General features: G+C 43.8%; 12 protein-coding genes and 5 tRNA genes. 4 read left to right on the forward strand and 13 right to left on the reverse strand.

The genetic code is table 11. The features are described 5' to 3' along the window. Positions 1-262: 262 nt before the first annotated feature. The 7 genes from BN1691_RS05295 to ytxJ all read right to left on the reverse strand — a co-directional run bounded on the left by BN1691_RS05295 (position 263) and on the right by ytxJ (position 2,627). Positions 263-339, reverse strand: a tRNA-Arg gene (locus tag BN1691_RS05295). A 5-nt stretch (positions 340-344) separates the two neighbouring features. Next, positions 345-429: transfer RNA gene (locus tag BN1691_RS05300), tRNA-Leu, on the reverse strand. Positions 430-441: 12 nt separating this feature from the next. Then, positions 442-517: transfer RNA gene (locus BN1691_RS05305), tRNA-Lys, on the reverse strand. A 41-nt stretch (positions 518-558) separates the two neighbouring features. After that, a tRNA-Lys gene (locus tag BN1691_RS05310) sits at positions 559-634 on the reverse strand. A 3-nt stretch (positions 635-637) separates the two neighbouring features. Continuing rightward, positions 638-712, reverse strand: a tRNA-Gln gene (locus tag BN1691_RS05315). A 350-nt stretch (positions 713-1,062) separates the two neighbouring features. Further along, positions 1,063-2,136, reverse strand: a complete 1,074-nt coding sequence (locus BN1691_RS05320; RefSeq protein ID WP_048601213.1) for a M42 family metallopeptidase — start codon at positions 2,134-2,136, stop codon at positions 1,063-1,065. Positions 2,137-2,237: 101 nt separating this feature from the next. Beyond that, positions 2,238-2,627: a bacillithiol system redox-active protein YtxJ gene (ytxJ, locus tag BN1691_RS05325; RefSeq protein WP_048601214.1), complete on the reverse strand. Its 390-nt coding sequence runs from the start codon at positions 2,625-2,627 to the stop codon at positions 2,238-2,240. A 115-nt stretch (positions 2,628-2,742) separates the two neighbouring features. Here ytxJ and BN1691_RS05330 point away from each other — a divergent pair, with 115 nt between their 5' ends. From BN1691_RS05330 to BN1691_RS05340, 3 genes are all read left to right on the forward strand, one after another. Further along, positions 2,743-3,990 carry a class I SAM-dependent methyltransferase gene (locus BN1691_RS05330; RefSeq protein ID WP_048601215.1) on the forward strand — a complete coding sequence of 416 codons (1,248 nt, stop codon included), beginning with the start codon at positions 2,743-2,745 and terminating at the stop codon, positions 3,988-3,990. Between the two features lie 61 nt (positions 3,991-4,051). Then, positions 4,052-4,519, forward strand: a complete 468-nt coding sequence (locus BN1691_RS05335) for a hypothetical protein (RefSeq protein ID WP_048601216.1) — start codon at positions 4,052-4,054, stop codon at positions 4,517-4,519. Further along, entirely contained in the window at positions 4,494-5,582 is a 1,089-nt protein-coding gene (locus BN1691_RS05340) for a phosphodiester glycosidase family protein (RefSeq protein WP_048601217.1), read from the forward strand. The genes BN1691_RS05335 and BN1691_RS05340 overlap by 26 nt, the downstream gene beginning before the upstream one ends. Positions 5,583-5,675: 93 nt before the next feature. Here BN1691_RS05340 and pepV read toward each other — a convergent pair whose 3' ends face one another. From pepV to BN1691_RS05370, 6 genes are all read right to left on the reverse strand, one after another. After that, complete coding sequence (pepV, locus tag BN1691_RS05345; protein WP_147545681.1) at positions 5,676-7,112, reverse strand: dipeptidase PepV; 1,437 nt, start codon at positions 7,110-7,112, stop codon at positions 5,676-5,678. Positions 7,113-7,127: 15 nt separating this feature from the next. Then, on the reverse strand, positions 7,128-8,420 hold the full coding sequence (locus tag BN1691_RS05350) for a c-type cytochrome (RefSeq protein ID WP_048601219.1): 1,293 nt from the start codon (positions 8,418-8,420) through the stop codon (positions 7,128-7,130). A gap of 81 nt (positions 8,421-8,501) precedes the next feature. After that, complete coding sequence (locus tag BN1691_RS05355) at positions 8,502-9,146, reverse strand: response regulator transcription factor (RefSeq protein ID WP_048601220.1); 645 nt, start codon at positions 9,144-9,146, stop codon at positions 8,502-8,504. After that, the gene (locus BN1691_RS05360) at positions 9,112-10,245 is read right to left on the reverse strand and encodes a HAMP domain-containing sensor histidine kinase (RefSeq protein WP_048601221.1); all 1,134 of its coding nucleotides are present in this window, start codon (positions 10,243-10,245) and stop codon (positions 9,112-9,114) included. Before BN1691_RS05360 ends, BN1691_RS05355 begins: the two co-directional genes overlap by 35 nt. 1 nt (position 10,246) lies before the next feature. Continuing rightward, complete coding sequence (gene liaF / locus BN1691_RS05365; RefSeq protein WP_048601222.1) at positions 10,247-11,047, reverse strand: cell wall-active antibiotics response protein LiaF; 801 nt, start codon at positions 11,045-11,047, stop codon at positions 10,247-10,249. 154 nt (positions 11,048-11,201) lie between these two features. Continuing rightward, positions 11,202-11,996 (reverse strand): GTP diphosphokinase, encoded by a 795-nt coding sequence (locus BN1691_RS05370; protein WP_048601223.1) that lies wholly within the window; start codon positions 11,994-11,996, stop codon positions 11,202-11,204. 356 nt (positions 11,997-12,352) lie between these two features. On the opposite strand from BN1691_RS05370, the gene pckA reads away from it, so the two are divergent. Then, on the forward strand, positions 12,353-13,930 hold the full coding sequence (gene pckA / locus BN1691_RS05375; RefSeq protein WP_048601224.1) for a phosphoenolpyruvate carboxykinase (ATP): 1,578 nt from the start codon (positions 12,353-12,355) through the stop codon (positions 13,928-13,930). The last annotated feature ends 75 nt before the right edge of the window (positions 13,931-14,005 follow it).

The following is a 14,005-nucleotide window of genomic DNA, read 5'->3' on the forward strand; positions in this document are numbered from 1 at the left end:
TGAGCTTGATTGCTCAAAATAAATCAACTGGTCCGCTTCTTTTCCATTGTTCAGTTTTCAAAGAACGACGGTTCGCATATATCATTTATTTATCTCGCGCTCCTGCAACCGGAGGTTGCGGTGTCGCACTACGATAAAAGAAATGATATATTGCTCACAGAGCATAAAAACCTGTTGGTAATGCTCTGTAGTTTTCATCGGTGTTGCAACAGGATGTTGCGACTTTAGCCGATGATTCTTAGTGTGAAACAATTTTAAAAGATGGCGCGCCCTGAGAGATTCGAACTCCCGACCTTTTGATTCGTAGTCAAACGCTCTATCCAGCTGAGCTAAGGGCGCAAGTATGGTGCGGGTGAAGGGAGTCGAACCCCCACGCCGTGAGGCGCTAGATCCTAAGTCTAGTGCGTCTGCCAATTCCGCCACACCCGCATATTTAGATAATGGTGAGCCATACAGGATTTGAACCTGTGACACCCTGATTAAAAGTCAGGTGCTCTACCAACTGAGCTAATGGCTCGTAAATAGGTTCACCTTATCAAGGTGTTCGCATTGAAAATATGGTGGGTCATACAGGGTTCGAACCTGTGACACCCTGATTAAGAGTCAGGTGCTCTACCAGCTGAGCTAATGACCCAAATGGCTGGGTAGGCTGGATTCGAACCAACGCATGACGGAGTCAAAGTCCGTTGCCTTACCGCTTGGCTACTACCCATTTAGTATTCCGTGTCGTTTGACGACAAGAGATATCTTATCACATGAAAAGCATTTAAGTCAACAACTTTTTTGAAGAAAATATCCAAGCTAACATCAAACTGTCTCAAGCAAAATTCATAGTACCACATGTTCCTTTGCCATTGCAAGCACAAAATATGCCAATCTATCTCTCGTATAATTTTATGATGTAACTATCCCTACCAACAGCGGCAGGGGTAGCTACATTAAGTTTCAACCTAAAGAGGGCTTCCCTACTAAGTAAGGGAAGTTTCCTCCTTGAATTGTTGGAAGTCGATAAATAGTTTGGACAGTAGTGCTGGTTGATAGGAGTTCAAAAGTGATAATCAATTAATAAGCACGGATGGTTTCCACAGTAGTGCGATCCATCGCCTTAACAAGTTGAACAAGTAATGCTGCGGCTGCATCATAGTCATCGGTATGAATGATTGAAGCATGGCTATGAATATAGCGTGAACAGATCCCGATGACCGTGGAAGGCACACCCATACCAGATGTATGAATACGACCTGCATCGGTTCCACCTTGGGAAATAAAGAATTGATAAGGAATATTGTTACTTTCTGCAGTATCAAGGACAAAATCGCGAAGGCGCGGATGGGTTACCATGGTACGATCGTAAATCCGTAGAAGAACGCCATCGCCTAATTTTCCAAAGGCTTCAGGACCCCCGCCAGGGATATCGCCTGCAGCACTTGCATCTAATGCAAAGAAGATGTCTGGTTGAATCATATTTGCTGCTGTTGCAGCTCCACGTAAGCCTACTTCTTCTTGGACATTTGCCCCTGCATATAAGACGTTAGGGAGGGTTTCATTCTGTATATCGCGGAGCAATTGAATAGCCAAACCACAGCCATATCGATTATCCCATGCTTTGGCCATCAATTTTTTAGGATTGACCATGGGTGTAAATGGACAGATTGGAACCACAGGCGTACCAGGCATAATTCCAGCCTGCTCTGCTTCCTCACGACTATCTGCACCCACATCAATAAACATATTCTTCATTTCCATTGGCTTTTGTCTTGCCTCTGGTGAAAGATTATGAGGAGGAATCGAGCCGATTACCCCTTCAATAATTCCTTTTTTAGTCACCAGTTGAACACGTTGGGCGAGTAAAACCTGCTCCCACCAGCCTCCTAAGGCTTGAAAACGAATAAAGCCATGATCATCGATTCTGGTGACCATGAAGCCTACTTCATCCATGTGTCCTGCTACCATCACAGTAGGTCCATCTGACTGGTCACGACGCACACCAAAAATACTTCCAAGGTGATCAGTAACAATCTCATGGGTATATTTTGATAATTCTTCACGCATAATCTGGCGAACTGGGTCTTCAAACCCAGCAGCACCTGGCGCTTCCGTTAATCGCCGAAATAGATCTTTCATCCCTTGATCCATATGTAATTCCCTCCCGACTAAAAATCTCTCTTCACAAGTATAAACCAAGAAGGCATTCCTTGTCATAGTGGTATTGACTTGTCATCACGTTATTGCAGCACTTATAACTCTTTTTCATAGGCCTCTAGCATATTGGCGACTGTAATCTCAAAATGGGAAGCATGCCATTTGACCATGCCATTCTTGATCAGCATCACTTGAGGGGAAGCATGTTGAATTCCAGTAGCATCAGCAATAGCAAGTGACACAGGCCGATCTTCAATGACCTTCACCATAAAAAAGCCAATCGATTGATCGGTCATCTCTTCACGACTTTGAAGAAATTGAGCATGGGCTTTAGCACTGATGGGACATTGTGTGCTGTGTTTAAGAAAGAAGATAGGATATTGATGAGACCGTTCTAGTAAGTTCTCCCAATCTGTCATGCTTAATACAGGTTGAATCATTCTCTTCACCTCTTTCTCCATCCGATTAATACTTTGCTTATCCATCTCAAGTAGATGCTGCTTAAAGCTTATTCATCCTGTTTGGAATATTGTATCATTGGATTTAGAGCGTAACAATATATAGGGCAAGCACGTCAAATTAAGATGGAGGTAATGATAGATGGAACACTACCCACCACTCTTCTCACATCTACAGCAGGCTATTCTTAGCGAAAACGCTATATCCTTCCGAGACTTCATGAATATGGTCCTCTATGCTGAAGAAGAAGGATACTACCAGCAGTCACGTACCAAAGTTGGCGTACAAGGCGACTTCATGACCAGTCCACACGCCCATCCTTTATTTAATCAATTGTTAGCAAATGGGGTCCTGCAATTATCCTCCATTTTTCATCGCATTCTTCATCCTGCTATCCCATTTACTATCGTTGAAGTAGGTGCAGGTGAAGGTGAACTGGCTGCAGCTATTTTGTCTGCATGGCTAGAAGGTAAGGAATCTAAACATTTACCCTTACGATACACGCTGATCGAGAAGAGTCAGCATCATCGCAAGAAGCAGATGGAGAAGCTTCTTCCCTATGAAAACGAAGCGATCCAGATCTCATGGTTGGATAGCTGGGATTCCCTAATGGACGATCCGATTTCAGGGATTATTTTGAGTAATGAGCTCTTTGATGCCCTGCCCACCCATCTCGTTTCGTGGGAAGGTGGAGAGCCCTATGAACTGTATGTGGGTATCGCTGACGATGATGAGAATTTCCGCTGGATCAAAAAAGCACTGCCCCCGCCATTATCTCAACGATTACATGAGTGGAATATCCATTCGCAGCCTAATGAACGACGCTTCTGTATCAGCCTCGATGCTGAAAAGATGCTAACCACCATGGCGCAGAGTCTTTCTCAAGGTTGGATTCTAAGTATTGACTATGGTGATGTGGTAGAAAATTTATTAGATTCAAAGCTCTATCCGCCACAATATAGCATCCGTTGTTATGAAGCGCATCGCCTTTATACCGACCCGCTTCAACGAGTGGGCTATCGTGATCTAACAAGTGACGTTAATTTTACGCAACTAATTGATGCTGGCAGCCGAGCGAACCTCCAAAGCATCGCATATACAACGCAAGCTTCCTTCCTCCTTCAACAGGGGATCGGAGAAATATATGCAGCCATGCAACAGGAAGCACTCTATGATCTTAAGGTTGATTTCGAGCTTCCAAAGGTTCGTTCACTTTTTGATTTAGATAGTAATGGAACTCGGTTCAAATTTTTATTACAAGGGAAAGGCTGGCCTACGCTAGATTGGGAATCCTTTTTAGACGTATGGAAGCCCTTATCCATGGGGGAGATGGAAGAACACATCCCCTTTATGCCCTGGGGTGGGAATGCCAATTTTTTAAAATTATAAAATGATTCTAGATGACCTGATTCAGTAGAATCGGTTTTGGGTTAGAGGAGTGAGAGTAATAATGTTAGAAACACCCCGTGAAGATGCGAAAGCAGAATCGCTAGAGCAGACTCGAAAAGATCTGCGCAAACAAAGAAAAACATCAACCAATCAAAAACGGTATACAATCACAATTATCGCCCTATTATGCGTCGTTTGGAGCGGGCTCTTCTTTCTAGGCTTATACTCTGCTTATCAATTTAAACAGGAGACGCAGACCCACTTAAACCAACTGCAGCATAATCTTGATGAAGCGAAGCAAGTTAATGAAGAAAAGATCACTCAGCTAACAACACAGTTCAGTCAACTGCAAGATAATCTTGCATCCATCAGTAAATCTCTTGCCACGGCAGACGAAACACTTTCCCACAATGCACAGGTTCGGGAATCCTTAAATCAGAAAATTGCTCAGCTCGATCAACAGCTGACCAAATTACAAAAAGCATTGGAGCAATTGAAGAAAGATGCGCTCATTACTCCCCATTCTTAATGCTTTCTTGCTGCTCTTAATCGCTCCCATCCTTGGGATCGTCTTAATCGTGGGTTTTGATGGACAAGAGATGCTGGCATTAGATCTTTCTAGCGCAAAGCTTCCTGTTGCTCCTCTAGAGCAGCAAATGAATGAAATGGAGACTGCCATTCATTCCATTCAACAATCATTGGACTCCTTTTCTCAGCAGGCCAACAGTGAAAAGGGCGACTTTGAAGCACAAAAAGCAGCTTTGGATACCTTGATTGTCAAAAGTCAAAAACAGACCGCTTCCCTTCCTTACCTTGGCAAGCTGTTATACGAACAGAATTTCGCTCGAGCAATCGGCTCAGGGCCTACATATACACACCATTCAGAAACTGCCGATATCAAAATCTATCCTGTCCATCGTAACCAGTATCGCGGTTACCTGGCCAAGGTCAAGGCCTATAAAGGAAATGCCTTCTATGTATCCACTGCGAAGGATGGTCGTGGAACTCGTGAGACCACAAGCAGTGCAGCCAAGCGAAACAAAGCGATTCTAGCCATTAATGGAGGCGGCTTCTATCCTGCACGGGATCATGGTAGGACTGTATACTACCCACTGGGCAATACCATGGTGAATGGCGAACTGATCGGCTCCTTTATGCCAAGTTATTCGGAACTATTCTTTGCTGGTTTTGACCCCCATGGAAAGCTTGTAGGGGGCTACTATGAATCCTTCGATGCCTTCAAGCAGGACCAACCGCATAATGGTGTCAGCTTCCTTCCTGTCTTACTCAAGGATGGTAAGAAGCAGGAAATACCAAGAAGCTGGCAGAACCGGCGACAGCCTCGTACCATTATGGGCGTTCTAAAAAATGGTGATGTGCTTTTTCTCGTCATTGATGGTCGCCAATCCAATTGGAGTAAAGGGATCACCCTTGAAGAAACACAATCCTTCCTTCAGCAAATCGGCTGTATCGATGCATATAATCTAGATGGTGGTGGCTCAACCACCATGGTTTATAATAATAAAATCATCAATCGACCTTCTGAGGGGAAAGAACGTCCCGTTACCACTCATATCATGGTTCGTCCTTAATCTTCAGGAATTTAAAACCAGCAAGACAACTCATGGTTGCCTTGCTGGTTTTTCTATTCTCAAATTGATGAACCTGTTGGATAAATCGCTTTACTATTTAGCTAGCTCATAGATGGCTTGGGCATAAATGGCTGTGGCGCGAAGTAGATCATCAATTTCAATATATTCATCGCGCTGATGAGCTACATCCTCCCGTCCAGGAAAGACCGGACCATATGCAACTCCCCGTTTCAATACACGGGCATATGTACCGCCACCAATGGCGATCAACTTCGCTGGTTGACCAGTCTGTTCTTCATAAACCCGTTGTAGCGTAGTGACCAATTCATCATCCTCGTTGACATGATGCGGTGCTTGATCTGAAAGGAGCTCCACTTCAGCCCCTGCAGCCTGCAATACTTCTTGCACCTGTTGGAAAATTGGCCCCCCTTGATAGGAGACAGGATAACGGAGATTGAGCTGTACTTCATTCTTACCTCCTTGCTCATAGGAGAGAACGCCAGCATTATTTGTGAGTGCACCAGAAATTTCATCTTCCCTAGCTACACCGAGCTTCGCACCCTTCGTATCCTCATAAAAGAATTGATCGATTAAGTTCACCCAACGGCTGGCCTCATCGTCAATATTCAAGCCTTTTAAGAAGTGAATCAGCATCACCCCTGCATTGATACCCAATTCAGGCATACTGCCATGGGCAGCCTTCCCTTCCAATTGAAGATTGATCTGCTCCCCTGTGAGCTTGGCATGTCCTTCTAATTGGAACTGTTTACAGTAGTGTAGGAATCCCTCTTCTACCTCTTTCAACTGACCTGCGGATCCGTGTAGTTCAGCCATGGCCGTCTCCGGCACCATATTGCTTCGATATCCTGCCTGAAAGCGGGATAGAAGGATCTGCGACTCGTTTTGCTTCCCTACATTTTTTCCATGGTCAGTAGCGATTGGGAGATGAATACGAATACCCATAATCCCCTTCTCTGCATAAATGATGGGAAAGTCAGCGTCAGGAGCAAAACCTAAAGTAGGCATTTCCTCATGGGCAAAATAGTGTTCTACACATTTCCAGCCGGTTTCTTCATTAGCACCGAAGATTAAGCGAACACGGCGATTGAGAGGAAGACCTAGATCTTTAACGATACGGGCGGCAAAAAGTGCAGCCATGGTTGGCCCTTTGTCGTCAACCGCTCCCCTTGCATAGATACGACCATTGCGAATGGTTGGTTGATATGGCGGAGTTGTCCAGCCTGTACCTTCAGGTACAACATCTACATGACAGAGGATGCCAATCAACTCTTCTCCTTCTCCCATCTCAGCGTGACCTGCAAAGCCATCTAGATTTTTGGTTTTAAAGCCTGCAGCCTTTGACTCATCAAGAATGAATTGAAGAGCTTGCGCAACACCTTTACCAAAAGGAGCTCCCTCCTCCTTACTCGCCTCCTCTTCAACGCTACGGATACTTAAGAACTCCTTCAATTTACTAAAGAGTTCCTCCTTTCGATTTTCCACTTCTTGTTGCCAGTTAATCATCATCACATCTTCCTTCTTTCTCTATTTCTTCAACTCACGTAAATACTGCACTAGATTATTGAGTCCTTCCTCGGAAATATATTGTTCAAAGGAGGGCATTCCTTTTGATCCATTGCGGATTTGATTCAGTATCTCCTCATCACTCAGTTCATCCAAGCCCTCAATCATAAAACGTGGGGTACGACCTTCCACAGCATGGCAAGTGATACATTGTGTGTTTACAATGGCGGCTGGGTCTTCGCGAAGTAATGCCTCATCTAACATCTGCGCAGGTGGTCGATAATAATAGTGCCATTCATCCTCACCCACTTGTACGACCACGGCAGAATAGAGGGCATTCAGCACCATGGAGTTGGATAGGGGATAAACCTTTGCACCAACAGGCAACACCGAAGCGTCACCATTCTTTACTTTCGTTAGTGGTGTGTCGGAAGGGACCTGCTCCTTCACCATACTCATCACACTTTCTCCACGAATGGCAGCCTGCATATATTCTGGTGAAACAACATGATCACCTTGAATATATAGGGCACCGTTGACCACTAGCCAATCTTGATGATTAGGGATCTCATCAAACACGGTCGCAAATAAAGTGAGCTCACGATTTTCAAAGGTTTGGGTAGTCAACTTTCCTTGTAAAGCGTAAACATCTCGATAAGTATACCGAGATGGAACTTCATATATGACATAGGCATTCATCATCTCATTGGGAAGTGCATATCCTTGATACTTTTCTTCTTCTTCAATGGGAAGTTCCATCTGAGGTTTAAATAAAATGGTCTGGGCATCGAAGGTGAGAATTTCCTCATCTTCCGCGGCATCTTCTGCAACATCTTCAGTCTTTCCATTAATAACCACAGCGAGTTCATTTTTCATCTCTAGCCCGATATTCCAAAAGAAAGGTGCCGGTTCTGGACTGCGATTGAGAAAAGCAACATGAAGCATCCAGAACTGATTTCCTGGTTGAGGTTTAATCAGTGCTCCATCCTTCGTATAAGCATTGATATGTTCCACTCCCTTTACCCACAAGTCATACTCCAGCTGGTACCAACGGGTCAATAGTGGATAAATATCTTGTGCTCCCCGCTCAATGGTAAAATGAGCTTCTTGTATAGAAGAAGAGGTTAAGTCATTAGCATAGAGTGAAGTAGCTTGATCCAATAACTCTTCTACGGGTTTTTCCGATGGAGCTTCCTCGATGATCTCATTCTCCTCTGGTGCTGCTGGCTGTGGATTCTTGGCTCCACCTTGGCAGGCTGTAGTCACAGCGAGTAGGAGCACAGAGAGGCTAAGTATATATTTGCTGTACTTCATAGATGTACTCCTTTCCATCACGCTACCCAATACGAGAGCATCTGATCTATTTTACCTCATTCCTCGGATCTTGTCTTGCCCCTACACTAAGTTATGTTTGTTAGCATAAATGGCCGCGTTGGTACGATCCTCCAGCTCCAATTTAGCAAGAATATTACTCACATGTGTTTTCACCGTTTTTAATCCAATGTGAAGTATTTCACCAATTTCTTTATTGTTCTTCCCTTGGCCTAATAGACCTAATACTTCGAGCTCGCGTTGTGTGAGTTGTTCATGCTTGGGATGAGCATTTCTCATATGCTGTAGCATCATGGTAGCGACCTGTCCCTCGATAACCGATTCGCCACCATAGCATCGCCGTATCGCTCTAGCGATCTCTTGTGCACTACTGGTTTTCAGAATATAACCTGAAGCTCCCGCCTCCAATACCGGAATGATCATTTCATGATCTAAGTAGCTAGTAAGTACCAAAACACGGATATTCTGGTTTTGTGCTTGTACCCATTGATGAATCTTCGCCGTCGCTTCAATTCCATTCTGTCCATCCATGACCAGATCCATAAGTACCACATCTGGCAGTAATTCCCGAACTAGTTCAAATGCTTCCTTACCATCCTTCGCTTCTCCTACTACCTCCAACCCCTCTTCGGTCATAAGAAAAGTATGGAGACCCATCCTTACCATTTCGTGATCATCCACGATCAATATTCGAATCGACTCCGCCATCCTTATTCTCCTCCTTTCGCTGGATAGGAACAGTAATATCCAGCTTCGTACCCTTGTTAGGGAAGGTAAGAATATTTAACTTACCCCCAATCTCAGTAATCCGCTCCTGCATCATCAAAAGCCCATACGACGTTTGCTTCGTTTGATTAGGCTGAAATCCAACACCATTATCCTCGATATAGATCTTAAGACGGTGACCCTTGCACTCCATCTTAAAAACTGCTTTCGTCGCTTGAGAATGACGTAATAGATTGGCGATAGCTTCTTGAGTCACACGAAAAATCTGTTCTTCCACACCTCTACTAAGCTTAACATTCTCTTCAATCGTCCAATCCCAAGTGATATTGGGATGTTTCTGTGCAAGCTCTACAAAAAGCTGCTGCAATCCTTCTTGTAATGTTCCGTCAGCAAGCTGAATCGGTCGAAGATGCATGAGCAATGCTCGCAATTCCTGCTGCGCATGATGAATCATTCTCTCAATTTGGTATAACTGTGCTTTCGTTTCATCAGGATGCGTCTCAAATTGACGGAGAATTGCTGTCAACATCATCGATGTGGCAAAAAGCTGTTGACTTACAGCATCATGAAGATCCCGTGCTAGCTTCCGACGTTCATCCAATACTGCAGCTTGTTTCGACTGATCAAGAAGATATACATTTTCATCAACTAATCTCTGTAATGAAGCAACATGCTGTTCAGTACGTTTAGCGACCTCATTGAACTGGCGGGCCAATTCAGCAATTTCATCGGATCCTTCACTATGAACCCGCTTATTCAAACGTCCCATCGATACCGCCCGTGTGGCATCGATGAGGGAGAGCAAGCGATTTTTCAACAGCTTTCCACAGGGGTAACCAATATAGCGGAGTGTAAGGAGAATGGCGATGAGCATACTAAGAATCAGCCAAATCAGGCTTGGTCCAGCATGGAATCCCAACTCGACAAACAGGTCTTTAAGCTGTGACCAATCCGACGGCTCATCCATGATTAAAAACAAGCCCGCTAGCATAAAGAGGAGCCATAATAAGAGTGCGATCATCGCTGAATAGAGACTAACACGCAGAATATTCCATTGGACTCCTTGCAAGCGTTTCAACATTTTAATCCACCCACCGAACTTTCACATCACCAATAAAGAAGGAGATGTCCAAATTGATCTTCTTATCTGCTTCTTCATATCCTTCACTGATGTATGAAAAATTTCGCAAGACTCCTTCCTGGGCATGATGGAAGATGATGGCATCGCCAATTTGAATATTGGCATTGACTTTAATTGCCATGTCACTTGGAACCCAAACATTGACATCGCCGATCCAACCTGAGAGCTCAATATTGGTCTCTCCCTCTGATAGCACGGCACGGCTCAAATCCAGGTCAATATCACCGATACCCACCCATTGATTCATATCTTGTAGCTGCCATGATGATCCACCCAGATTAATATCCCCTATCAAGCGGTGATCCTTCTGAATAAACTCACCATCCCTTCTAACTCTTTCAGCCCTTTTCCGATTATTAACATAAATAACCCGAGGACCCCCTGCGAAGATGATCAAATAACCGATATAAATCAAAAGTAATGGCCAAACCCAGCTCCAGAAGTCTCCCCAGCTCACATGAAAAATACCGAGACGATTGCCTTGAAGGATGATACCAACAGATGCGATGAGTAATCCCCAGATCAAACGTTGAGCGCTTCCCCGTTGTCTCCGCTTCAACCCGCCAATGAACCGCGGTAGACCATAAATCACTTCTGTAAAACCCCAAACAATAATCAACATGGGCCAATAGGTAGCAAACAGTGACCCCAAACTAAGATCTACGGCAATGATGTCTAAATTGGAAAGTAGTAATATTATTCCAAGTAAAAGAATACCGAACCCCAAGAATATCTTAAACATGTTCCCGCTCCTTTCATTATCTTCTTTCTTTCCTCTCTGACTTTATTCTCTGATTCCATCCTATCTTCCTTGCTATTCCTAGCATAAAAAAAACGACCGCATTTTTAAACGGTCGCAAGGTTATAATCTGCTCCGACTCAAGACGGAGAATCGCTTATATTTGCTTAATCTCTTCGATTCGTTGGTTAAGATGTTGATACAGGATATAAATTGCTGTCATATCCTCTGCTACCCACAATTGCATAAACTGCTCTTGAATCGTTTGGGCTTCTTCAACATGACCTGATGCATATAATTCTTGAATCCGATTCAGGGTAGTCGCCATCAAATCAGACTTATTGGCAAACATCATTTGGGCATCCATGATCTCTTCGCGAATCGTTGACATTTCTCGATCAAGCTGGAAGGCTGCCTCTGCTGCTTTACGAAGCCGTTCTTGGATCGGTTCAGGTAGCTGCTGCTTATACTTATAATTAAGAGAATGCTCAATTGTTGCCCAGAAATTCATCGCCAGTGTACGGATCTGAATCTCAGCTAAGATCTCTTTCTCACCATAGATGGTCTGAAGAGGATAGCGAATTACAATATGATAGCTACGGTAGCCACTGGTCTTCTGATGATTCACATAATCCTTCTCATAAGCGATGGTAAAGTCATTCCGTTGTCGGATATGATTCACCACACGTTCAATATCCTCCACAAATTGGCACATGATTCGAATACCTGCTATATCCTCCATCTCTTCTTCAAGACGATCAAGAGGGATCGCTAATTTCTTGGATTTTTCTAGGATACTTGAAACCTGCTTCACTCTACCAGTAACAAATTCAATGGGAGAATACTCTGAGCGCTTCTTCAGTTCCTTACGAATGCTACGGAACTTCACTTTTAACTCCTCAACAGCCTGTTCATATGGAATTAAAAATTTATTCCAGTCTCGTCCATCCATGTTCTTCCTCCGTTAATCCACTATTTGTTCCATCCTTGCGTGTACGGATGAAGCTTACAACTCCATTATAACCCCTTTTCCTGTTGTGGCAATGAAAAATCCTCCTACATCACAAACAAGCGCTGTATAATACCCAATAGGTTCTCGTATTAGTATGTCACATTGAAAGGATAAAAGCATATACTATATCACATTATTCCAATTGATGCATATTTATGAATTTTCAATGTCCCTTACCGCTTTTTACTGTTTTTGAGATACAAAATGTGCTATACTATATTGCATTAAGACGATAGCAAAGTTGTTTACTACCATCCATACTAAAATTACTGTGTTGAGAAAGGAATTGACCCTCGATGAATCCTTATGAACGTTCATTGCAACACCTGATGGAATCAAGTCGTGTCTCCTTTAATCTTCCTGTCTCTGCCCTGATTGAGAAATCTTTAGCTAGCAAAGAAGCTTCTCTAGCTGTTAATGGAGCGCTTCTCGCTACAACAGGCAAATATACCGGTCGTTCACCTCATGATAAATTTATTGTACAGGAAGCATCTACAGGTGAAAAAATCGCCTGGGGTGATGTAAATAAGCCATTTACTCAAGAAAAATTTGAGCAGCTTTTTCAACGGGTTATGGCTTACCTACAAAATCGCGACCTCTACGTTTTTGATGGATATGCCGGGGCTGATACAACTTATCGTCTCCCCATCCGTGTAATCAATGAATTTGCTTGGCAAAATCTCTTTGTGCATAACTTGTTTATTCGCCCAACAGCCGAAGAGTTAGCTGAACACCAACCCGAGTTTAGTGTTATCGCTGCACCAGGCTTCAAGGCGATTCCTGAAGTAGACGGAACCAACTCTGAAGCCTTTATCATCATTAATTTTGAACAACGAATTGTCCTCATCGGCGGCACAAGTTATGCAGGTGAGATGAAAAAGTCAATCTTTAGCGTGATGAATTTCCTATTACCACAGCGTGATGTTCTCTCCATGCATTGCTCCGCAAACATGGGGGAAGATGGCAATGTGGCACTCTTCTTTGGCCTTTCTGGGACTGGGAAAACCACGCTATCTGCTGATCCGGAGCGCCATCTCATTGGTGATGATGAACATGGTTGGTCAGAACAAGGGGTCTTCAATATTGAAGGTGGTTGCTATGCAAAGTGTATCCAACTTTCAGCGGAGAAAGAACCACAAATTTTCAATGCCATTCGCTTTGGATCTGTGCTTGAGAATGTAGATATGGATCCTGTAACACGTCAATTGGATTATGATTCTAACCGCTATACTGAGAATACACGGACTGCCTACCCCATCAATTATATTGATAACTGTGTTATACCTGGCGTTGGAGGTCACCCTACTGCTATACTTTTCCTAACAGCAGATGCATTCGGCGTCCTACCACCGATTGCACGCCTAACGAAAGAACAGGCTATGTACCACTTCATGTCTGGTTATACGAGCAAGCTGGCAGGGACGGAACGAGGCATTACAGAACCTCAAGCGACGTTCTCAACCTGCTTTGGTGCTCCCTTCCTTCCCCTTGATCCCAGCATCTACGCCAAGATGCTCGGGGATAAGATGGAGAAACACCAAGTAGAAGTCTTCCTTGTCAATACAGGATGGACTGGTGGTCCATACGGTGTGGGCAAACGGATGAATTTAGCCTATACAAGAGCAATGGTACGTGCGGCTATTCAAGGCAAACTACGTAATGTTGCTTATGAGACAGACCCCATCTTTGGTCTGCATATTCCTACAACATGTCCTGATGTTCCTAGTGAAATTTTACAACCTCGTAATACCTGGCAGGATAAATCCGAGTATGACAAATATGCTCGTATGTTAGCCAATAAGTTCCAAGAGAACTTTAAGCATTTTGCTCATGCTCCAGCAGCTGTCCGATTAGCTGGTCCCCAATTTGATTAACACTTGCAAAAATTTAAGGATGTACCTCGAAGGAGGTACATCCTTTTTCTTTGGCTAGACTTATCAAGCTCGTCA

Source organism: Rubeoparvulum massiliense (assembly GCF_001049895.1).
In the GTDB taxonomy this organism is placed as follows: Bacteria; Bacillota; Bacilli; order Rubeoparvulales; family Rubeoparvulaceae; genus Rubeoparvulum; species Rubeoparvulum massiliense.

Coding starts and splice junctions, on each gene's coding strand:
- BN1691_RS05350 (WP_048601219.1), bottom strand. CDS start 8,420: ATGAAGTACAGCAAATATATACTTAGCCTCTCTGTGCTCCTACTCGCT.
- BN1691_RS05330 (WP_048601215.1), top strand. CDS start 2,743: ATGGAACACTACCCACCACTCTTCTCACATCTACAGCAGGCTATTCTT.
- BN1691_RS05335 (WP_048601216.1), top strand. CDS start 4,052: ATGTTAGAAACACCCCGTGAAGATGCGAAAGCAGAATCGCTAGAGCAG.
- ytxJ (WP_048601214.1), bottom strand. CDS start 2,627: ATGGATAAGCAAAGTATTAATCGGATGGAGAAAGAGGTGAAGAGAATG.
- BN1691_RS05320 (WP_048601213.1), bottom strand. CDS start 2,136: ATGGATCAAGGGATGAAAGATCTATTTCGGCGATTAACGGAAGCGCCA.
- BN1691_RS05360 (WP_048601221.1), bottom strand. CDS start 10,245: ATGTTGAAACGCTTGCAAGGAGTCCAATGGAATATTCTGCGTGTTAGT.
- BN1691_RS05355 (WP_048601220.1), bottom strand. CDS start 9,146: ATGGCGGAGTCGATTCGAATATTGATCGTGGATGATCACGAAATGGTA.
- BN1691_RS05340 (WP_048601217.1), top strand. CDS start 4,494: ATGCGCTCATTACTCCCCATTCTTAATGCTTTCTTGCTGCTCTTAATC.
- liaF (WP_048601222.1), bottom strand. CDS start 11,047: ATGTTTAAGATATTCTTGGGGTTCGGTATTCTTTTACTTGGAATAATA.
- pckA (WP_048601224.1), top strand. CDS start 12,353: ATGAATCCTTATGAACGTTCATTGCAACACCTGATGGAATCAAGTCGT.
- BN1691_RS05370 (WP_048601223.1), bottom strand. CDS start 11,996: ATGGATGGACGAGACTGGAATAAATTTTTAATTCCATATGAACAGGCT.